This window comes from Lacimicrobium sp. SS2-24 (assembly GCF_002201535.1).
In the GTDB taxonomy this organism is placed as follows: domain Bacteria; phylum Pseudomonadota; class Gammaproteobacteria; order Enterobacterales; family Alteromonadaceae; genus Lacimicrobium.
The window spans coordinates 257,808-278,077 of sequence record NZ_NIWW01000003.1 but is presented as its reverse complement, the minus strand read 5'-3'; the positions used below and the strand labels follow the sequence as shown (position 1 = coordinate 278,077).

The 20,270-nt window shown below is 49.7% G+C and carries 19 protein-coding genes; 15 read left to right on the top strand and 4 right to left on the bottom strand.

The window, feature by feature from the left end; genetic code table 11:
• Positions 1 to 7 precede the first annotated feature (7 nt).
• The 11 genes from CCY32_RS07310 to CCY32_RS07260 all read left to right on the top strand — a co-directional run bounded on the left by CCY32_RS07310 (position 8) and on the right by CCY32_RS07260 (position 10,860).
• Positions 8 to 283, top strand: a complete 276-nt coding sequence (locus tag CCY32_RS07310) for a DUF1289 domain-containing protein (protein ID WP_088329942.1) — start codon at positions 8 to 10, stop codon at positions 281 to 283.
• On the top strand, positions 262 to 1,098 hold the full coding sequence (locus tag CCY32_RS07305; RefSeq protein WP_088329941.1) for an HDOD domain-containing protein: 837 nt from the start codon (positions 262 to 264) through the stop codon (positions 1,096 to 1,098). Before CCY32_RS07310 ends, CCY32_RS07305 begins: the two co-directional genes overlap by 22 nt.
• 243 nt (positions 1,099 to 1,341) lie before the next feature.
• Positions 1,342 to 2,838, top strand: a complete 1,497-nt coding sequence (locus CCY32_RS07300; protein ID WP_088329940.1) for a methyl-accepting chemotaxis protein — start codon at positions 1,342 to 1,344, stop codon at positions 2,836 to 2,838.
• 143 nt (positions 2,839 to 2,981) lie between these two features.
• Positions 2,982 to 4,154: a hypothetical protein gene (locus tag CCY32_RS07295; RefSeq protein WP_088329939.1), complete on the top strand. Its 1,173-nt coding sequence runs from the start codon at positions 2,982 to 2,984 to the stop codon at positions 4,152 to 4,154.
• Between the two features lie 230 nt (positions 4,155 to 4,384).
• A complete protein-coding gene (gene acnB / locus CCY32_RS07290; RefSeq protein ID WP_088329938.1) occupies positions 4,385 to 6,997 on the top strand; it encodes a bifunctional aconitate hydratase 2/2-methylisocitrate dehydratase in 2,613 nt (870 codons plus the stop codon).
• A gap of 422 nt (positions 6,998 to 7,419) precedes the next feature.
• The gene (locus CCY32_RS07285) at positions 7,420 to 8,601 is read left to right on the top strand and encodes a hydroxymethylglutaryl-CoA reductase (RefSeq protein WP_088329937.1); all 1,182 of its coding nucleotides are present in this window, start codon (positions 7,420 to 7,422) and stop codon (positions 8,599 to 8,601) included.
• A gap of 11 nt (positions 8,602 to 8,612) precedes the next feature.
• On the top strand, positions 8,613 to 9,041 hold the full coding sequence (locus tag CCY32_RS07280; protein ID WP_088329936.1) for a DUF192 domain-containing protein: 429 nt from the start codon (positions 8,613 to 8,615) through the stop codon (positions 9,039 to 9,041).
• Positions 9,042 to 9,145: 104 nt separating this feature from the next.
• Positions 9,146 to 9,496, top strand: a complete 351-nt coding sequence (locus CCY32_RS07275) for a DUF4870 domain-containing protein (protein ID WP_088329935.1) — start codon at positions 9,146 to 9,148, stop codon at positions 9,494 to 9,496.
• 12 nt (positions 9,497 to 9,508) lie between these two features.
• Entirely contained in the window at positions 9,509 to 9,877 is a 369-nt protein-coding gene (locus CCY32_RS07270; protein WP_088329934.1) for a hypothetical protein, read from the top strand.
• A gap of 371 nt (positions 9,878 to 10,248) precedes the next feature.
• Positions 10,249 to 10,629 (top strand): reverse transcriptase domain-containing protein, encoded by a 381-nt coding sequence (locus CCY32_RS07265; RefSeq protein WP_088329933.1) that lies wholly within the window; start codon positions 10,249 to 10,251, stop codon positions 10,627 to 10,629.
• Between the two features lie 9 nt (positions 10,630 to 10,638).
• A complete protein-coding gene (locus CCY32_RS07260) occupies positions 10,639 to 10,860 on the top strand; it encodes a hypothetical protein (protein WP_088329932.1) in 222 nt (73 codons plus the stop codon).
• A 225-nt stretch (positions 10,861 to 11,085) separates the two neighbouring features.
• Here the strand turns inward: CCY32_RS07260 and CCY32_RS07255 are convergent, their stop codons facing one another.
• From CCY32_RS07255 to CCY32_RS07245, 3 genes are all read right to left on the bottom strand, one after another.
• Entirely contained in the window at positions 11,086 to 11,598 is a 513-nt protein-coding gene (locus CCY32_RS07255; protein WP_088329931.1) for a PEP-CTERM sorting domain-containing protein, read from the bottom strand.
• Positions 11,599 to 12,168: 570 nt separating this feature from the next.
• The gene (locus CCY32_RS07250; protein WP_088329930.1) at positions 12,169 to 12,957 is read right to left on the bottom strand and encodes a hypothetical protein; all 789 of its coding nucleotides are present in this window, start codon (positions 12,955 to 12,957) and stop codon (positions 12,169 to 12,171) included.
• Between the two features lie 58 nt (positions 12,958 to 13,015).
• Positions 13,016 to 13,915, bottom strand: a complete 900-nt coding sequence (locus CCY32_RS07245) for a pyridoxal-phosphate dependent enzyme (RefSeq protein WP_246840555.1) — start codon at positions 13,913 to 13,915, stop codon at positions 13,016 to 13,018.
• A gap of 41 nt (positions 13,916 to 13,956) precedes the next feature.
• Between CCY32_RS07245 and CCY32_RS07240 the strand changes: the two genes are divergently transcribed.
• Positions 13,957 to 14,352 carry an MAPEG family protein gene (locus CCY32_RS07240; RefSeq protein ID WP_088329928.1) on the top strand — a complete coding sequence of 132 codons (396 nt, stop codon included), beginning with the start codon at positions 13,957 to 13,959 and terminating at the stop codon, positions 14,350 to 14,352.
• On the opposite strand, the gene aceK is transcribed toward CCY32_RS07240, so the two are convergent.
• A complete protein-coding gene (gene aceK, locus CCY32_RS07235) occupies positions 14,311 to 16,038 on the bottom strand; it encodes a bifunctional isocitrate dehydrogenase kinase/phosphatase (protein ID WP_088329927.1) in 1,728 nt (575 codons plus the stop codon). The two genes, CCY32_RS07240 and aceK, sit on opposite strands and share 42 nt — an antisense overlap.
• 59 nt (positions 16,039 to 16,097) lie before the next feature.
• On the opposite strand from aceK, the gene CCY32_RS07230 reads away from it, so the two are divergent.
• From CCY32_RS07230 to thrB, 3 genes are all read left to right on the top strand, one after another.
• Positions 16,098 to 16,502, top strand: a complete 405-nt coding sequence (locus CCY32_RS07230; RefSeq protein WP_088329926.1) for a response regulator — start codon at positions 16,098 to 16,100, stop codon at positions 16,500 to 16,502.
• Positions 16,503 to 16,848: 346 nt separating this feature from the next.
• Complete coding sequence (gene thrA, locus CCY32_RS07225) at positions 16,849 to 19,302, top strand: bifunctional aspartate kinase/homoserine dehydrogenase I (RefSeq protein WP_088329925.1); 2,454 nt, start codon at positions 16,849 to 16,851, stop codon at positions 19,300 to 19,302.
• Positions 19,302 to 20,270 carry a homoserine kinase gene (thrB, locus tag CCY32_RS07220; RefSeq protein WP_246840554.1) on the top strand — a complete coding sequence of 323 codons (969 nt, stop codon included), beginning with the start codon at positions 19,302 to 19,304 and terminating at the stop codon, positions 20,268 to 20,270. Before thrA ends, thrB begins: the two co-directional genes overlap by 1 nt.

Here is a 20,270-nt window from a genome sequence, read left to right as displayed (position 1 = left end):
GATAGCAATGCAACAACTCGAGTTTTTTGACATCCCCAGTCCTTGTATTGGCGTGTGCCAATCAGGTAAAACCGGGTATTGTCTGGGTTGCTATCGTTCCAGAGACGAGCGACTTTACTGGCACAAACTGGATGCCAGTGTGAAAAGACGTATTATTAAGGCCTGCAACAGGCGTAAACGAAAAGCAGAACTTGCGACGCAGTCCCTACATCCACAACAGGAAATGCAGCAAGAATCCTTGTTTTTGGGGAGTGAGAACGAATGCGAAGTGCACAAGAAGTAGCCAGGTATGCGGGGCAATCTTTTGCTTTGCCACAGAGCTGTTCCAAGATCCGTTCACTGCTGGACGACCCCAGTGCAGACGCGGCGGATATTGCAGATGTGATCGCGTTGGATCCTTCTTTAAGTTCAAAATTACTCAAGCTTGCTAACAGTGCGCTGTTTCGCTTTCCTGCTCAGGTTAACTCTATTGCCAAAGCCGTAAATGTGATTGGTGGAGAGGCACTGTATAATCTCGCGCTGGCAGAAACGGCCAGCTCTGCGTTCCGGCATTTCGCCAACGATGTGGTAGATTTGCGCCGTTTCTGGCAGCAGAGTGTGTATGCCGGTCTGGCTGCCAAGCACCTGGCACGGGACGCCAAAGTCAGAGGCAGTGATGAATACTTTGTTGCCGGATTACTGCACCAGCTCAGCGAACTGGTACTGGCTGCCAATGAGCCTGAGCTGGTGGCCGATTGCGCGCAATATGACAAAGATGAGCTGCCCTGGCAGCGGCAACAGCGTTTGCTCGGCTTTACCTACACACAATGCTCAGCGCTGATTTTGCAGCAGTGGCAACTGCCGAATCAATTCAGCTATATCATTGAGCATATGCATGACGACCTCAAAAGCGCATGTGGTAAAGATCTGGCGATTGGTCATGTCAGTGTGCGACTGGCGTTGCATATGGTAGATAATCGCTACCAAACAGACAGTTTACTGTCGCCAGTGGCACTGAAAAAGCTGAAGCTGGAAGCACAGGATGTGCAGGATACCGTTAAATTTACTCAAATGGATGCCCATAAACTGCTGGCGCTGATGAATCCCGAATTGTTCTGAGGGCTGTGACACCTGCTGTTTCAGATTTGCGCCTCAATTTGCGTAATGCATTATTATTGCTAGTCTTTCTTACTAAATAGCGGGTAACGTTTCAAACAGTAAAGTGGGGAGGGAGTTCCTGAACCCGCGCTATACCAGCCTGAACTCAATATCAGGTTTGCGACATGTTAGGTCTGGTTCAATTCATACTATTCCAGACCATCTTACACATCTCTCTTACCCACATCTTCGCAGGGAACTCTTATGTCATCAATCAGCGCGAATCATCAGACCAGTATTGTTTTTGCTCTGGGCAGTGACAGTAAACTCAGGGCCGCCAATCAGGACCTGTGTGAGCTGATGGGAGCACAGGAACAGGCGCTTAAGGGGCGTGACGGGAAAAGCCTGTTTCGACAGTTGCCAAACGCTATCTGGCAGGAAATACAGCAGGCATTGCAAGCCGGGTTTGCCTGGCGAGGTATTGTTCCACTGGATACAAAAGGCAGCAGCGAATGGTTAGATGTGCTCGTCAGACCGCAGTTTCGAAATGGGAAACAAAATGGCAGTCAATGGCTGGCCACCCCGGCTGAGGCACAACTGAGTGACCGGGCTCAGGCCATATATCGTGGGGGGCTGAAGGCTGTCAGTTTGAAGCAAAATATCCTGATGATGGTGCTGCTTGCTGTGTTGTTTGTGGTCACTGGCATATTGGTCAGTCCCTGGGTGCTGCTTCCCGGCGCTATTGCCATTGGCATTGTTTATTGGTCAACACGTAGCCGGCAGCAACAAAGTATTCTGGGTAAACCGCTGGAGGCCCGTTACTGTCAATCTCAACATCAGATTTATGCGCCTGAACATCAGGACTCAGCGTTAGCGTATGAGTCTGTGCTCAAGGATGGCATTATTGAAGCCATGACCAGCCGCCTCGCCAGAGGCACAGCAGTTATTGATGAAGCCGTGGTGGCGACCCGTAAACACTCAGAAGAAACGGTCAGTAATTCAGAGCAATCCCGCGCATCACTCGATCAGATAGCAGCGGCCATGGAGCAGATGCGAACCACAGTGGATGAAATTTCACGCAATGCCTCGGAGTCCTCGGACGCCTGTAAAGCGGTAAAAGAACAAACACAGGACGCCAATAAATTTACGAACCAGAGTTCTGAACGCATTACACAGCTGGTGGATATGGTAGAGCAAAGCCAGGAGGCAACCGATACCTTGGTAAAAAATGCCGACACAGTGGCGAAGGTGACCGAGCAGATAGACGGTATTGCTGAACAAACCAACCTGTTGGCACTGAATGCCGCGATTGAGGCCGCAAGAGCCGGTGATACAGGCAGAGGCTTCTCGGTGGTGGCGGATGAGGTGCGTACCTTGTCTCAACGCACGCAAAACGCTGTCGATGAAGTGCAGAAAAGTATGGGCTCGATGAGCCAGGCGGTAAAAAGCTGGCAGCAGCAGATGGAGCGACAAGGCGAACTGGTCAAAGAATGTGGTCAGTTGAGTAACCAGTTACGCGAGGAGATCAGTCAGGTCAGGGAAGGCATTGAAGATATTAATGATCGTATGACACAGATTGCCGTGGCATCCGAACAACATAGTTCCGCAGTAGGTGAGGTAAAAAGCGGCGTGGATACCATCTCTGAATCATCCGTAGAAAGCCTTGGTCTGGCGAAAAGTACCTTACAGGAACTGGATGGCGTGCGTGCCCGTTTAAGAGAGTTCCGCTCGTTGGTAGAAGCGTTTGAAGAGGATGATTAAGTCTGATTAGCCATGTTAATCAGGCGACATGCTTGCTCCTTGGGTCAGGTATGATTGTGCCTACGTTAATAGAGGAAAAGTAGCAGCGCTAACAACTTGATGGTAGCTTGGGGCTTCGGTTAATTATGGTGTGGGAATTACGGATGAATCCTTTTTACGCAAAATTTATCATTGGCCTCATGGGACTCTCGCTGCTCTGGGGATGCGCTTCGGCCCCATCCCCTGAGGTTGCCGAAGAACAAATTACGCCAATGCCGCGATTTGAAATTTTTGAGCCGGTAGAGAATATTCCTCAGGTAGAGGATATTTTTTATTTAACGCCTGCGCAGAAACATGACTTTCTTGTTTACTACAACGATCCACGTTACAGCCATGTGCCCAGGCATCGCCGTGTGTTTCAGTATCTTGAGCGCAAGCTACACGGCTTTAATTATAAAGGTGATACATTAGTTGCACAGGATGCCGTTGATACCAACAGCGGTAACTGCCTGTCTTTAGCCATCATGACCACCGCCTTTACGGAATTAACGGATATTGAGTTTGAATATCAAAGGGTGAATGCGGCACCGGTCTATCGGCTGGAAAACAACCTGATAACGGTATCTCACCATGTCCGCACGATTTTGTACGATCCTGATTTTGTGCCTGAACAAAATCTTATCTACGTCAGTAAACCGGCCCTGATCATCGACTATTTCCCGCGCAGGGGTGATCGTTACGGCACGAAGGTGGACAGGCAGAACTTCATTTCAATGTACTATCGTAACCTGGCGGCTAATGCACTGACTGAAGGTAATCTGGCTCTTGCCAATGGACTTATCCACAAAGGTCTGGAGTTTGCACCGCTCGATCCACATAGTCTGAATACCCTGGCCGTGGTTTACCGCAGAGCGGGGCGAGAAGATCTTGCCGCGCACATCTATGAGTATGCGATGAATTATGCACCCGAATCATTGGACTTGCTGGATAACTACCGCCACCTTTTGCGCCGGCAAAACAGAATTGCCGAAGCAGAGAAAATTGAAAGCAAGCTGGGCGATGTTGATGAGAATAATCCATTTAAATTCTTGCAACTGGCAGAACAGGCTTTTAGCAACCAAAAATATGCGCTGGCTGTGCGGTTGTTCAGGAAAGCAGAGAGGATAGCGCCTTATATGGAGCAGCCACACCTGGGTCTGGCCCGGTCCTATTTCAGACTGGGTAAAACAGAATCTGCAGTGGGGGCGATGGAAAATGCTATCCAAGCCACCTATACAGATGAAACCCGGGACCTTTACTACGCGAAGCTAAACAGTTTGCAGGCGACAAAGGAGTAATTGCGGCTTGCTCAGCGTAGATAACTGAGAATGGTTCTTATCTTATTCACCGCTTTTATCAATTTTTAAACAACATCACGCTTATTTATATTGGCTATAAGTGATCTAAACCCAGGTAAAATTTAATTTTGCGTTTTAAACACTTATAATCAGCGGGTTTAATTTATCTATCCCTGCACAGATACTTCAATCCTGAGTTGTCAGGTGCAGTCAATCAAGAGGACCACATAGTGTTAGAAGCATATCGTCAACACGTTGCTGAACGTGCCGCTGAAGGTGTCCCCCCTAAGCCATTAAATGCCGAACAGGTTACCGGCCTGGTGGAATTGTTGAAAAACCCTCCCGCAGGCGAAGAGGAATTTCTGCTCGAACTGATCTCCGAACGTGTTCCCCCGGGTGTGGATGAAGCCGCCTATGTGAAGGCGGGCTTTCTGGCCGCCATCGTGCGCGGACAAGACAGTTCTCCGCTGATCGATAAGGATGCTGCCGTACAGTTGCTGGGCAATATGCATGGCGGTTACAACATTGAGCCGCTGGTGGAACTGCTGGATAACAAGGATCTGGCAGAGCAGGCCGCTGAAGAATTAAAGCACACCTTGCTGATGTTTGACGCCTTCCACGATGTGGAAGAAAAAGCCAAAGCGGGCAACGAGTATGCCAAAGATATTATGCAGTCCTGGGCAGATGCCGAGTGGTTCACCAGTAAACCAGAACTGGCAGAAAAAATTACCGTTTCTGTATTCAAAGTCACGGGTGAGACGAATACCGATGATCTGAGCCCGGCGCCTGACGCCTGGTCACGTCCTGATATTCCGCTGCACGCACGTGCCATGTACAAAATGGAGCGCGATGGTCTCAAGCCTGAAAAACAGGGCGAAGTTGGACCCCTTAAGCAGATCGAAGAAATCAAAGCCAAAGGTTATCCGGTTGCCTTTATCGGTGATGTTGTCGGAACAGGTTCTTCACGTAAGTCCGCCACTAACTCGGTGCTGTGGTATTTCGGTGAAGATATGCCTGGAGTGCCGAACAAGCGCAGCGGCGGTATCTGCTTTGGCTCTAAAGTGGCGCCTATTTTCTTTAACACCATGGAAGATGCTGGTGCACTGGTCTTTGAAGCCGATGTAGACAAAATGGAAATGGGTGATGTAATCGACATCTACCCCCATGAAGGCGTGATCAAACATCACGAAACCGGTGAAGTACTGGCAGAGTACAAGTACAACTCGAAAGTGATCCTGGACGAGGTTCGCGTGGGTGGTCGTATCAATATGATCATCGGACGTGGTCTGACGGAAAAAGCCCGTGAGTCTCTTGGCCTTCCGCCAGCGGATTTCTTCCGTAAACCAGAGCAGCCAGCCGATTCTGACAAAGGCTACACGCTGGCGCAGAAAATGGTGGGTCGTGCCTGTGGGGTTGAGGGTATCCGTCCTGGCACCTATTGTGAGCCGCGCATGACCACAGTGGGATCGCAGGATACCACCGGTCCGATGACCCGTGATGAACTGAAAGACCTGGCGTGCCTGGGCTTCTCTGCCGATTTGACCATGCAGTCATTCTGTCACACTGCGGCTTATCCTAAGCCGGTTGATATCGACACGCAGCACACCTTGCCCGATTTCATTATGAACCGTGGTGGTGTTTCTCTGCGTCCTGGCGACGGCATTATTCACAGCTGGCTGAACCGTATGCTGCTGCCCGATACCGTGGGTACTGGTGGTGACTCGCACACCCGCTTCCCGCTGGGTATTTCTTTCCCCGCCGGTTCCGGCCTGGTGGCGTTTGCTGCAGCAACGGGCGTGATGCCTCTGGATATGCCAGAGTCGATTCTGGTGCGCTTCAAAGGCAAGATGCAGCCCGGCATTACCCTGCGTGACCTGGTTCATGCCATTCCCTTGTACGGGATCAAAAACGGCCTGCTGACTGTTGAGAAAAAGGGTAAAAAGAACGCGTTCTCTGGCCGTATCCTGGAAATTGAGGGGCTTGAGCATCTCACTGCGGAACAGGCCTTTGAGTTGTCGGATGCGTCTGCCGAGCGCTCTGCTGCGGGTTGTACCATTAACCTGTCAGAAGAGTCTGTAGCGGAATATCTGCGCTCTAACGTCACCATGCTGCGCTGGATGATTAACGAAGGCTACGGCGATCCCCGTACCCTTGAGCGCCGTGCTGCGAAAATGGAAGAGTGGCTGGCTAACCCTGAACTGATGCGCGCCGACAAAGATGCCGAGTACGCCGAAGTGATTGAGATTGATCTTGATGAGATCAAAGAGCCGATTGTTTGTTGTCCGAATGACCCGGACGATGCCAAAACCTTATCTGAAGTGGCTGGCGATAAGGTGGATGAAGTCTTCATCGGCTCCTGTATGACCAATATCGGTCACTTCCGTGCGGCAGGTAAACTGCTTGAGCAGAATAAAGATCCGCTCAACACCCGTTTGTGGATGTCGCCGCCCACTAAGATGGATCAGGCACAGCTGATGGAAGAGGGCTACTACAATATCTATGGCCGTGCCGGTGTGCGCACAGAAATGCCCGGCTGTTCACTGTGTATGGGTAACCAGGCACGGGTGGCTGCAGGCAGTACGGTATTGTCTACTTCTACCCGTAACTTCCCCAATCGTTTGGGTGATGGCGCGAATGTGTACCTGACCTCTGCAGAATTGGCTGCGGTGGGTGCAATTATCGGACGCATCCCAACGGCTGAGGAATATCTGCAGTACGCCAGTAAGATTGACTCCATGTCTGCGGATGTTTATCGCTATCTGAACTTTGACCGCATGGATGAGTTCAAGAAAGCGGAGACCAACGCGAAAGAAAAAATCATACCCACCCTGAACGTGGCGTAAGCGACATTCTTTTGTGTTAATCAAGCCGGGCATGTCCCGGCTTTTTTATGCTGCCTCGTGATTCAACTCTTTTTTCTTCTTTTCTCTTCTCATCTTTTCTTCGCGCCGCTGTAGTGAGTACTGAGAAATGGTCTCCCGTACAGGCGTAATAAAATCCTTTTTTTGCACTAAAAAGGTGCAATGTAACAGCGCACATACCGTGAAAAGCCACCCCGTATACCGCCTCCGACACAGATAACGGGCTACTGTCACAATATCGCCATCTGATTTGGGTGTAATGGCCTGGAAAATGCTTTATCTGGAAAAGACGTTAGTCATGTCGCCACCTTCACCTCAAGAAGATGAAATAGCCTTAGGTATCTTTTCGTCAACTTGCTAAGGTAGAAACTGGTTTGACGCCATCAATAAGAAAAGGACACACAATGAAAGACACCCAAGCCCCTAAAATCCCCAGAGACAGAAAAAATGACTACAGCGCCGAATCAGCTCAGGAGCGCCGTGAATTTTTGCACCAGCAAACGGGAGAGCCTCTGGAGCTGACGGGGCAGTACACCCTGGATCCCAGTGTGCTGCCGGGCAATATTGAAAACTTTATTGGCATAGTGCAGATGCCGGTAGGCATTGCCGGACCGATTCACATTGAGGGTGAGCACGCTAAAGGTGACTTTTATGTGCCGCTGGCAACCACCGAAGGCACTCTGGTAGCCAGTTATAGCCGCGGGATGCGGGTTTTAAATGAATGTGGCGGCGTGACCACCACCGTGGTGGAGCAGTTTATGCAGCGCGCTCCGGCATTTTTATTTGAAAATGCTCGTCAGGCGCGAGACTTTGGTCAGTGGGTGAGTGATAACTTCTCCCATATCGCTGCTGTGGCAGAGAGTACCAGTAGCGTGGCTAAACTGATGCATATTGAACAATGGTCAGTGGCCAGAAGCCGTTATCTGAGGTTTAACTACACCACCGGAGATGCGGCAGGGCAGAATATGGTGAGTAAGGCCACACTGGTGGCCAGTGAATGGATTAAAGAAAACTCCCCGATTCCCTGCGATTATCTGCTGTCGGGCAATATGGACACAGACAAAAAACATTCTCATCTGAATATGATTCATTCCCGTGGTCGTCGGGTGATTGCCGAAGCGGTGTTGAAAAAAGATGTGGTCAGACGCATGCTGCATACCGATACACGCATGATGGCAAAGGCCGCGGTCATGTCGAATACCGGTGCCAGGATAGCCGGGGCGGCCTATAACGGTCCCCATTCCGCCAACGGTATTGCCTCGTTGTTTATTGCTACCGGACAAGATGAAGCCAATGTGGTGGAGTCTCATGCCGGTCATCTTTCTCACGAATTGCTGGATAATGATGACTTGTATATGTCGGTGACATTGCCTTCACTGATTGTCGCCACCTATGGCGGGGGCACAGGTTTACCTACCCAGAGGGAATGTCTCAATCTGATGGATTGCTATGGTAAGGGTAAGGCGAATAAACTGGCTGAAATCGTGGCGGCAACGGTATTAGCAGGCGATATTTCACTGGCCAGTGCGGTTATCGCCGGGCATTGGGTATCCAGTCATGACCGACTGGGCCGCAATCGTCCCTGAATAGGTGAATCATGACGAGATTATACAAACTGCTGCTATGGGCACCTTTGCTGGTGGGATTATCAGTACAGGCGCTAGAGTTCGGTACGGTCGCCATCCAGATTGGCAAGCAGGAACTGACCCTTGAGCTGGCTGAGACGCCGCAGCAGCGTAGCCGCGGCCTGATGTACCGCGAGACGCTATGTGAAGACTGTGGCATGTTGTTTGTGTATTCTCAGCCGCGACCACTTTCAATGTGGATGAAGAATACCCTGATCCCACTGGATGTGGCGTTTGCAGATAAGGACGGGCGGATACTGGTGATTAAGTCTATGCAGCCCCATGATCTGACGCCAGTGGGCACAGAACAGCCAGCAACATATGCCTGGGAAATGAATCAGGGCTGGTTTGAGGCGAATCAGGTTAAGGTGGGGGATGTCTTTAAAGTGCTGTCGCAATAATGAGTATTCAGGATAACATACTGGTCTTATTAGTGTTTTCTGGAAACCTCAGATAAAGTTGGAGAATATCCCTGATGGGGTGTCCTCACATACAAGGAGTGAATATGTCTGATTCTCTTAAAATTGATGCAACGGGTATCAGCCAGGACTCAAAAAACCTGGCCCTGTTGAACTGGATCGGCACCATCTTTTTCGGATTTGTACCCGGCCTGGTGCTCTATCTGATCAAAAAAGAAGATGCCTATGTGTTTGATCAGGCAAAAGAATCCCTGAACTGGTCGATAACCGCCGGCCTTGCGTATCTGGTCGCCACCATTCTGACCTTTGTTCTGATTGGTGCAATACTCTTCCCGATTATTGCGCTATGCCATCTGATCTTTTGCGTTATGGGGGCTGCGGCCGCTTATGAAGGCAAGCTTTTCCGCGTACCATTTGCACTCAGATTAATAAAATAAGCCGGAACGGCCATGTTAGAACACGGCGAATTCAGAGTCGAAATCAAGGGTGTGGTACTACACACCTGGCCGGTGGGCAGTTTTAACCGGCCAGGATTATTACGTTACCAGCGAGGGGTCCTGGATGCGTGCCAGCCCTTATCGCGCTGGGTCTTATTCGAACACCCTCAAAATGTCGCTGCGGTCACCAATGACGCCATGCAAGCACTGGGAGAGACCTATCAGCTGGCCAGTGAGAACGGTTGCATCGCCATCGCCTGTGAAGTGGGCCCCTTGTTTAAAGACACCATCAACAAAAGTTTTCAGCCTATTCTGAGTATTCCCTTGCTCGCCAGTGATGACGCAGAGGAACTGGACGCCTTTGTTCAACGTCATCTGTAAGCTATAGCATCGCCCGCTAAAGCGACCCGACACAGGTACAACCCAACACTTTGCTTTTCCTGAGTTTAACCGGGTCTGGCTGTCGGCGAGGTGCCAACAGGAGTCATTCAGCCTTTCTAAAAACAACCTAAGTTTGTTCCCTTCGCTGCCATTCAGCTATGCTTGAACCATGCTAGATGCTAAAGATGTTTTTACTGAGGACGCTATCGATACAGCCTATTTATGGTTGTGTAAGCAGTGTGCTAACTTTCCTGCCAATGGCGACATTTGACACCAGCATTTTCATTGGCAGAACGCTCGACAGGAACTGCTCAAGTCGCTCCACAAACAAGATTACACCTTTATGCCTCTGAGTATGGTCACCAAGGCTAATGGCACGACATTGCAAAGATGCCTTGGTATTAAAAATACTAGCGATGGCCTTCTCGGATGCTTTGGCATTATCCCCTCTCTGTGCCCCTATCAAAGGGCATGGTGGATTAAAGGCTACAGTTAACGATGTCCACGCAGCACTGCACGATTATCCCTACGTGATGAAAACCGATGTAAAACATTACTACCAATCGATTGACCATACGCTATTGCTCAAACAACTGGATAAAGACATTGCCGACCCTTTTATATGGCGCTTGTTTGTGCAATTTATAAAACGTACGGTGGAAAGAGGCGGTACGTTTAAATCCATTACCTGCGGTATATCAAGAGGCTGCTCACTATCACCGGTTATCGCAGCTTACTACTTAAAATCCTGAGATAAACAGATGGAAGATGACACTCGTTATTTTTATAGGCGTTATATGGATGACGTCATTGTATTAGCTAAAACTCGCTGGCACCTGCGTAAAGGGGTGAAAACAGTCAATCAACACTTTAACCAATTAAAAGTGGAACAAGCGCAGAATAAGACCTTTATTGGGCGTATTAAAAAGGGATTTGTTTTTTTTATTTCAGGCATCCTGCCTTCCATCCTTCGGGCCAGCTAAAGCTGTTCAAAATTGTTCCTGACAATTTTGTGGGTTATCTATTTGACCTGCCAGACTTGGGACTGGCAGAAAAAACGATAACTAACGCGGTTAATAAAGCACGTCAGCACACTTTATTTATAGAGAGGGAGCAAAAGCAAACGGCTCCCAAAAGAGCCGCGATGCGTGATGACTATATTACCCGCTGGCTACGATGGGCAAATGCAGGGTTAGTAGAAAAACCGATTAAGAATTTTTTCTGTATCGGGATGCAAATAAGCCTGCTATACCCAGCGACAATAAAATAACCGTTCCGGGTTCCGGGACATTAACCTTCCGAAGTGAAATCGCTAAACTTGCTGACGAACGCGGATCCGCCGAAACGAAAAAATCACTATTAGTTAATCCTATCCCTTCCAACGTTTTCCAATAAAATGATGAATCAACAATATCTGGGGCGGCGTTATTACTGCCATAAGACACAAAACTAACATTCGTAAGCACGCCGTTTACCACCGTGAATGAATTTAATGATGGGTTGCCGACGTATTCGCCAACGCCAAAACCGCCTGAATTAGCAAGGATCCGTAAGCTCGACGCCGCTCCAGTAGCGTTGTCACTTAAACCTAAAATTTCGCCTGAAATGACCCCACCACCATTTAGGATATCCGTAAACGAGAAATCGAAAATGAGCGTAGCATTTGCCGATGACACCCAAGCACTCAATAACAATGCGCAAGTTAATTTTATTATTTTCATGTTAAATCTTCCTAAGTTTGTACTTAAAATTGCCCACAATTGGCGGGTGTATTCCTGAAATAAGGATTTTTATTTAAGAAAAACTCACCACGGAATTGTGTGAGAATTAATAAAGAAAAGAAATTACTGCCTAATGTTAAATCTTTAAGCAAAATTCACACCGCTAATTTATATTTAAGTAAAAACAATGGCTTACTGATTTTTATGCGTTTTCGAAATGAAATTTTGTAAATAAACCTGACACAATAAACACAAGTTGAATGAGTTAAATACCAATCCGTTTATTAAGTAGTGTAACGGCCTACGCAGGTTGCAGCGTTAAACAAGCATGAATGACTTTACCCATTTGGTAATAATAAATTGGAGAACGCACTAGGTTGCAATAATTTAGGTAAGTCGAGCGTGATAACAAACCAAATAGTGTACAAAAATCGACTGTCCGCTATTGTTAAAATCAGTGTAAATGAGTAAACAGTGCTGACTGTCTGTAGATCGCTCAAAACAGTCTATACATCAGCTCAGGCCTGACCGACATTGTGGTTGTCGGCCAGGCTTTGCTGCATAAATACCTTACTGTTTAAACAGATCTTTGATTTTGTCCTTGGCTTTTTCTTTCAGCTCTTCTTTTTTCTCATCGACTTTTTCTTTGATTTTCTCTTTTGCTTTGGCCTCGATGAGGTCTTTGGCTTTTTGTTTAGCCTGGCGATTGAGGTTACTCAACATGCTGTCGAGAATCGCTTTACCTACCTGGTCAGCGGGTAATCCATTGGGCACGCCGACGGGATCTGAACTGAAGGTGGGTAAGGTCACTTCATAGCGTTTCTTGTCCAGCTGTAAATCCTCAATATTCAGACCTTGCAGATCCATCGACTCAAAATCGATGATCAGGCGGGTGTTGCGAATACTGATATTCTCCACTGCCACAAGAGGATTAGGACCGGTTTGTTCCGTGCTTTGTTGCTTGGGCATACTGGCCTGAACATTGTCTTTGAGCACCATTAAGTTGCCTTTGCCGCTGGCGTCCACCTCATAGAGTACTGTGGGCTGGTCGATTACCAGTGATTCCACCGTGTAGGGCTCCTCAGCAGAAAGTTTCACATCCAGGCTAATCTCTTCCAGGTTAAATGCGCGATTCTCGGAATAACCTTCAGGGTTGGCCACATTTACGCCCCTGATGGTGATCTTGCCTTCTTTGAGCGCCACACTCACCGCATCCACGGTGACCGGTGTTTTCAGGGTGGCACTGCCCTGCGTTTCCATTTGAGTGCGAATCAGTTCATCAAGATTTGAGGCCATATACGTCACCCCTGCTGCAATCACAGCGATAATAATGACCAAACCGAGCAGTACTTTTTTCATGCGTATTCCCTTAATGTTGATTTTGAGCTAACAGGTATAGTCAGGTTAGCACAAGTTGTCATTGTCGCAGTCCACCGGTATGCAGGATGAGAATGCGGCTACCCGCGCTAAAGTAGTTCTCTTTGAGTAATTGTGCCAGTGCAAAAAACAGTTTGCCGCTGTATACCGGCTCTACCTGGAAGCCACATTGTTGCTTTACATCCTCACAGCACCGGAGTAAATCCGGTGTGGCTTTGGCGTAGCCTCCACAATGAAACCGGTGCAAAATCTGCCAGCGCTGATGGGAGGGTTGCGGCAACAGATCTGTGACCAGTTGTTCCAGGTACCCTTCACCTTTGAGTACGCCCACACCGACTAATTCCACAGCCGCATTGGCATGGATCAGGCCGGCCAGTGTGCCCCCGCTGCCAACTGGTGTCATAATGACATCCACCTGTTGTGTCAGTTCAGCATAGATTTCAGCAACACCTGCCAGCGCCTGTTGTTGACTGCCACCTTCGGGAATGAGCAGGGCGTCGGGGTATTGGTGATGGTATTTGTGCAAAAAAGCCGGGTCGCTGCGTTGTTGATATTCCGCCTTACTCAAAAAATGCAGCTGTGCTCCCCAGTTTTGCAGATCGGTCAGAGTCGGCGTCAGGTGCTCGCGGTAATCACCTCGCACCATCGCTCTTAGTTGAATGCCCAGTTTCATGCAGGCGTAACCCAACGCATGCAAATGGTTGGAATGTCCGCCGCCAAAACTGATCACCTCATTGACCCCGTCGTGAACAGCATCACTGAGGGCGTATTTGAGTTTTCGCCACTTGTTGCCGCTGATGATAGGGTGAATCAGATCGTCGCGCTTAACGAACAGGTGCAACCTGTCGCTGCCCGGCCAGTCAAGATGAAGAGGTTGCACCGGTGAAGGGGTGCAGATCCCCAGTTTTTGTTCAAGCAAGCTCTCGTATTGTTGCTTCACGGGGTTTAAGCTAACGTTTTACCAATGATCAGGGTCTGCCAATGTACAGTATTTTGCTCTGTCTGTTTATCGCCACCGTACTTCCGATTTTGGCAAAGGCACCTTTGGCCATTGCCCAGGCCAAAACTGGAAGATATGACAACCGCTTACCTCGACAACAGCAGGCTAGTCTGACCGGATTCGGTGCACGGGCACGTGCAGGTCATGAGAATGCCTTTGAAGCCTTGTTGATGTTTATGCCCGGCGCGATCATGGTGATGGTCATGGAGCTTTTCTCAGCCTATACCATTGGTTTGGCGGTTACTTTCGTGGTGGCCAGGGTGTTGTATCACGCCTTTTATCTGCTCGACTGGGATAAGCTTCGCAGTCTGGTATGGCTGGTGGCCTTTGCCTGCTCAATCTTGCTGCTCTGGGAAGCGCTTATTAAAGCGTTGTGATTCGGGGTAGGGCAGCACATCTTTGAGCTTGCCGCTGGCCACTTCCTGCTGAATACTGCGCCAGTAGGCCGGCCGCATCAGCTCAGGGTGCAGCGCTTTGAGCTGTTCCTTGAGCGCTTTCTTGCCGACGATAAAGTGTTCAAACTGCTCCGGAAAAACGTCATCGGGTCCTACTGACAGGGTGTCCAGTGCGTAGGGATCATCACTTGCTGGCAAGTTACGAAACTGACGCTCACTCATATAGCAGATTTCATCGTAGTCGTAGAAAATCACCCGGCCGTGACGGGTAATACCAAAGTTTTTATGCAGCATGTCGCCGGGGAAAATATTTGCTGCAGCGATTTGTTTGATACACAGGCCAAGATCATCAAGTGCATGACGGATCTTGTCGGGGTCAGTCTCCTGCTCAAGGTAGAGGTTAAGGGGCGTCATTTTCCGTTCGATGTAAAGGTGTTTAATCATCACCTCTTCATCCGTGACGTCAATGCTGCTACCGGCCACTTCCTGCAGTTCTGCAAGCAGTTCTGGGCTGACCCGTGCTCTGGGTAAACGGAAATTCATATACTCGTGGGTATCCGCCATTCTGCCCACACGATCATGCATCTTCACCAGCTTGTAGCAGGCTTTGACCTGTTCCCGGGTGATTTTTTTACTCTCTGGAAACTCATCCTTGATCACTTTGAACACCACGCCGTACGAGGGCAGGTGAAACACCGCCATGACCAGACCGCGAATACCGGGGGCGGCTTCGAACTGATCATCACTTTGTGCAAGATGCTGAAGAAAGTTACGGTAAAACACGGTTTTACCGTGCTTGTAAAAACCCAGTGATATGTACAGCTCAAAGTGTTTTTTGTTGGGCATCAGCTCTTGTAAGAACGCCACGACCTCGGCCGGATACTGGGTGTCGGCCATAAAATAAGAGCGGGCGAAGCCAAACAGTACACTCAGATCACGTCGGGCGGTGAGTAAGGTATCCACATATAACTGACGCTGAGAGTTGAGCATCAGTGTGATCACAAAGGGAATTACCTCTGTGTCGCTGCACATGCGTCCGATGAGATAGGCCGCCTTGCTACGGAAAAACACCGGTTGCAGCATTTCAATGCGCTGAATGCTGGCCAGTTGTCGGGTACTGAAGGTGTCGCGCAGATAGTTTTCCAGGCGGGTGAGGTCGCGATCTTTATCGGCATAGTCCAGCTGAAACGGATAGGCCCTGATGATCTCCTCCAGGGTGGCGCGAATGGTGCCTCGGGCATCAAAGGTATTGATCACATTATGACGCACCTGCCCGGGCAGGTAGCAGCGACTGGGCAGCACAAACATAATCTCGTCATCAATTTTCTGATGCCGGAATAACCGCCCAATCACGGAATTGTAGAAAGTTTCAGCTAATTCAAATTGCGGGTGGTCATCCAATTGTTTAAGGTAGTGCTGCTTCAGCTCTCGCCAGAAGGGGTTATCCTGCAGATGGGGGTGAAGTTGCTGGTAAATTTGCGCCACCACTTCGGCCAGACTCTGATCGTAGATGGCGATGCGCTCTTTGGCGGCCTTTTGACCGGCTTCCCATTGTGCCTGCTCAAAGCGTTGCTGGGCGGCACCGGTGATACGGCTGTACCAGCGAAAGCTCTTTTCGAATCCTTTGAGGATTTGATAGGCAAGTTGTGCAACATTAGGTGATGACAAAATCACTCCGACCAGAAACAGTGAACGTATAAAAGAAGAATAACAGGGGAAGGTTGCAGATGGGATTTCCAATTTTAATTTGTGATGATTCGTTGCTGGCCCGAAAGTCAGCAAAAAGGGCGTTACCGGACGACTGGGATACCTCTGTGACCTTTGCCAGCAACGGTGTTGAGGCAGTGGAACTGCTCAGGCAACAGCATTATGGTTTACTGTTACTGGATCTGACCATGCCACAAATGGATGGTGTTGAAGTGCTTGAGGTCATACGTCAGGAGAAACTGGAGGTCTTCGTGATTGTGATCTCCGGTGACATTCAGCCACAAATGAGAGAGCGGGTGATGCAGTTAGGCGCACTGGCGTTTATTGCTAAGCCGGTCAGTCCTGAGCAGCTACAGCAGGTTTTGACGGATTTCGGGCTGTACCGCGAGCAGCGCGCCATGCAAGAAAATCTATCTTATGCTTAAATCAAACAAATTGCGTATTGACATATAGACGTCTATACGGCAAATTGACAGCCATGAAAATGATTAGCCGCACCACCATTATTATGATGATTACCACCTTTACCAAGGCGGTCGCTGGCTAGTGCGCAACGAATAGAACACCAAGCCCGCGACCCAAAAGGAAGCGGGCTTTTTTATATCCAGGACGGATGGTATGTCGCGAGATCAGGGATGAGCAGGAGCGACGATATCCAGGACGGATGGGCAGCCGGGAGCCGAGCGGATGCCAGTTGAACGGGTGTGGTGAGATCTCTATCCGGTCTACAGGTTGGATACTAATTATCAGAGCAAGTAACAGGAGCAGCATATGAAGGTGATGAAATTTGGGGGCTCGTCGTTAGCCGATGCCGAGCGCTATCTTAAAGTTCGGGATATTGTGCTGCACACCCACACCGAAAAAGGTGCTGCGGTGGTACTTTCTGCGCCCAAAGGTGTCACTAATGCGCTGTCATTGCTGGTGGAACAGGCCGTAGCCGGTGAGCCCTGGCAGGAACTGTTTGAAAAACTGAGCATGACGCTGATCGGCATCGTTAATGATCTGGACAGTCGTCTGGATAGCTTTGAGCCAGCCCCGCTGCACACTTTGATTAACGAAAAGCTCACTGAACTTGAGCAAAGCCTGCAAGGCATTGCGTTGATTCACTGTAGCCCTGATGCGGTCACTGCAAAGCTGCTGAGCATTGGTGAATATGTCAGTGTGAATATCTTCAGCGCGATTGTCAGTGCGATGGGAGTCAGTAACCAGATTATAGACCCGGTCGACTATGTGATTGCTGAAGGGGATTACCTCGACAGTATCGCCGACGTGGCTGCCAGTCGTGCGCGCTTTACCAATGTACCGAAAAATGGTGAGCAGATGCTAATCATGCCGGGCTTTGTGGCGGTCAATGAAAAGGGTGAAAAGGTCACCCTGGGGCGCAACGGTTCGGATTATTCCGCCGCAATACTGGCCGCCTGCATTGATGCACAGTGCTGTGAAATATGGACAGATGTAGATGGGGTGTATAACGCCGATCCTAATCAGGTTGAAGGCGCGGTACTGCTGGATAAGCTGACCTATCAGGAGGCCATGGAGCTGTCCTACTTCGGTGCCAAAGTCCTGCATCCCAAAACCATCGGCCCCATCGCCCAGTACCATATCCCTTGTTTAATCCGTAATACCCTGAACCCGGCGGCACCGGGTACGCTGATCAGCACTGAGGCCAGCGACACCTGGACCAGTGTAAAAGGTATATCGCACCTGTCTGATATCACCATGTTTAACGTTGCCGGCCCGGGCATGAAAGGCATGGTGGGCATGGCGAGTCGTGTGTTTGAAGTGATTTCCAATGCCAATATATCGATCAGTCTGATCACCCAGTCATCTTCTGAATACAGCATCAGTTTTTGTGTGCATGCCAAAGACGCATTGCGTGCCAAGCATCTGCTTGAAGAGGCGTTTGTGCTGGAACTGGCTAACCAGTTGCTGGAGCCGATTGAGATGCGTGAATCTCTGGCCATCGTGACGTTGGTGGGTGATGGCATGCGCAAGGCGAAAGGTCTGGCGGCGCGCTTTTTCAGCTCGCTGGCACAAGCGCGGGTCAACATTGTGGCCATTGCGCAGGGTTCTTCAGAACGTTCTATTTCGGCTGTTATTGAGAGTCGTAAAGCCAGGGAGGCCGTCAAGGTGGTGCATCAGAACTTTTTCTCCAACTTACATACCATTGATGCCTTTTTAGTGGGGTGCGGCACAGTGGGCAGCGAGCTGCTGGAGCAAATTGCACGTCAGCAGCAGCAACTGTTAAGTCGCAACATTAATCTGCAGGTGTATGGTATTGCCAACAGTAAAGGCATGTTATTAAAACCCGGCGGTATCGACCTGAAAAATGGCTGGCGTGATCAACTGGCGCAGCGCCAACAGCCTTTTTCTCTGGCGGTAATGGAAAACTTTGTACAGGACAACAGCCTGATCAATCCGGTAATTATTGACTGCACTACCAGTACCAGTGTTGCCGACCAGTATCTGGACATGATGGAAGCCGGCTTCCACGTTGTAACACCGAACAAGAAAGCCAATACTGCGGGAATGGATTTTTACGCTGCGCTGCGCGAAAAGGCGCAGTCGACCCGACGCCAGTTTTTATATGAAACCACTGTTGGTGCAGGTTTGCCAGTTATCGAAAACCTGCAAAAACTGCTCTATGCCGGTGATGAACTGACCCGTTTCGAGGGCATATTATCCGGTTCACTGTCTTATATCTTTGGTAAACTTGAAGAGGGCCTGAGTCTCTCCGAGGCGACCAAAATCGCCCGCGAAAAAGGCTACACCGAGCCCGATCCCCGTGATGATCTCAGTGGTATGGATGTGGCCAGAAAACTGCTGATTATGGCCCGAGAAGCCGGTCTTAAACTGGAACTTAAAGATATTGAAATCGAGTCTATTTTACCTGAAGATTTTGATGACACCGGCTCCGTGGACGAATTTCTGTCCAGGTTGCCGCAGCTGGATGCACTGTATAAGCAGCAACTGGCTGAGAATCCCGGTAAGGTATTGCGTTATGTGGGCACGATAGAAGAAGGAAAATGTAAAGTGGGGATCCAGGCGGTGGACAACAGCCACCCGCTGTTTGTCGTGAAAGATGGAGAGAATGCGTTGGCCATTCACAGCCACTATTACCAACCCATCCCTTTTGTTATTCGTGGTTACGGTGCAGGTGCAGCAGTGACTGCCGCCGGTGTGTTTGCAGATGTGCTGCGCACGATGCCGTGGAAGCAGGAATAATGGCGGGGTCGATGTCAAAGGCACCGGTAAGGGCCTATGCGCCGGCGTCAATCGGCAATGTCAGCCTGGGTTTCGATCTGCTCGGCGCGGCACTTAAACCCCTTGATGGCAGCCTGTTAGGTGATGAAGTCGAGATTCGGCCTGCCACGGCCTTTAGTCTTGGGGTAAAAGGGGCGTTTGCACACAAATTGCCGACCCGCGCTGAGGACAACATTCTTACCCAGTGCTACCACCACTACCATGAAAAAGCACGGGAGCAGGGCCATGAGCTTGAGCCCTGCTCCATGTTATTATATAAAAACCTGCCCATCGGTAGCGGACTTGGCTCCAGCGCCAGTTCCGTGGTGGCGGCACTGGATGGCCTGAATGCCTTTTACGGGGAGCATTTCAATCAGCAGCAGATGCTACTGATGATGGGCGAGCTGGAGGGACAGATCAGCGGCTCGGTGCATTATGACAATGTAGCTCCATGTTATCTGGGCGGGCTGGTATTGATGGCGGAGCAAGCCGACAGAATCGCACTGAATTTGCCTGTGTTTGACGACTGGTATTGGGTGGCCTGTTATTCCGGTATAAAGGTCTCTACAGCCGAGGCCCGGCGCATTCTGCCTCAGCAGGTAGGATTGGCTGACACCCTCACTTTTGGCCGTCAGTTGGGGGTGTTTGTGCATGCTCTGCACAGCGGTGATCGTAAACTTGCGGCCGCTATGATGCAGGATGTCATCGCCGAGCCCTATCGCAAAGCCCTGTTGCCCGGGTTTGACGATGCCCGTTCTTTTTCTATGCAGGAAGGCGCGCTGGCCTTCGGCATTTCAGGCTCTGGTCCAACGGTCTTCGCCGTTACCGATAATCTGGCCACGGCAGAAAAAATCAACCAGTGGTTGAGTACCCATTATATTCAGAATAGCGATGGGTTCAGCCATATATGTCAACTGGATCCGCAAGGGTCGACAGCGAATAAGGTGTAA

What these genes read in the sequence shown, in the direction of transcription:
- CCY32_RS07310 (WP_088329942.1), top strand. Translation starts at nt 8, where the DNA reads ATGCAACAACTCGAGTTTTTTGACATCCCCAGTCCTTGTATTGGCGTG.
- CCY32_RS07305 (WP_088329941.1), top strand. Translation starts at nt 262, where the DNA reads ATGCGAAGTGCACAAGAAGTAGCCAGGTATGCGGGGCAATCTTTTGCT.
- CCY32_RS07300 (WP_088329940.1), top strand. Translation starts at nt 1,342, where the DNA reads ATGTCATCAATCAGCGCGAATCATCAGACCAGTATTGTTTTTGCTCTG.
- CCY32_RS07295 (WP_088329939.1), top strand. Translation starts at nt 2,982, where the DNA reads ATGAATCCTTTTTACGCAAAATTTATCATTGGCCTCATGGGACTCTCG.
- CCY32_RS07285 (WP_088329937.1), top strand. Translation starts at nt 7,420, where the DNA reads ATGAAAGACACCCAAGCCCCTAAAATCCCCAGAGACAGAAAAAATGAC.
- CCY32_RS07280 (WP_088329936.1), top strand. Translation starts at nt 8,613, where the DNA reads ATGACGAGATTATACAAACTGCTGCTATGGGCACCTTTGCTGGTGGGA.
- CCY32_RS07275 (WP_088329935.1), top strand. Translation starts at nt 9,146, where the DNA reads ATGTCTGATTCTCTTAAAATTGATGCAACGGGTATCAGCCAGGACTCA.
- CCY32_RS07270 (WP_088329934.1), top strand. Translation starts at nt 9,509, where the DNA reads ATGTTAGAACACGGCGAATTCAGAGTCGAAATCAAGGGTGTGGTACTA.
- CCY32_RS07265 (WP_088329933.1), top strand. Translation starts at nt 10,249, where the DNA reads ATGGCACGACATTGCAAAGATGCCTTGGTATTAAAAATACTAGCGATG.
- CCY32_RS07260 (WP_088329932.1), top strand. Translation starts at nt 10,639, where the DNA reads ATGGAAGATGACACTCGTTATTTTTATAGGCGTTATATGGATGACGTC.
- CCY32_RS07255 (WP_088329931.1), bottom strand. Translation starts at nt 11,598, where the DNA reads ATGAAAATAATAAAATTAACTTGCGCATTGTTATTGAGTGCTTGGGTG.
- CCY32_RS07250 (WP_088329930.1), bottom strand. Translation starts at nt 12,957, where the DNA reads ATGAAAAAAGTACTGCTCGGTTTGGTCATTATTATCGCTGTGATTGCA.
- CCY32_RS07240 (WP_088329928.1), top strand. Translation starts at nt 13,957, where the DNA reads ATGTACAGTATTTTGCTCTGTCTGTTTATCGCCACCGTACTTCCGATT.
- CCY32_RS07230 (WP_088329926.1), top strand. Translation starts at nt 16,098, where the DNA reads ATGGGATTTCCAATTTTAATTTGTGATGATTCGTTGCTGGCCCGAAAG.
- thrA (WP_088329925.1), top strand. Translation starts at nt 16,849, where the DNA reads ATGAAGGTGATGAAATTTGGGGGCTCGTCGTTAGCCGATGCCGAGCGC.
- thrB (WP_246840554.1), top strand. Translation starts at nt 19,302, where the DNA reads ATGGCGGGGTCGATGTCAAAGGCACCGGTAAGGGCCTATGCGCCGGCG.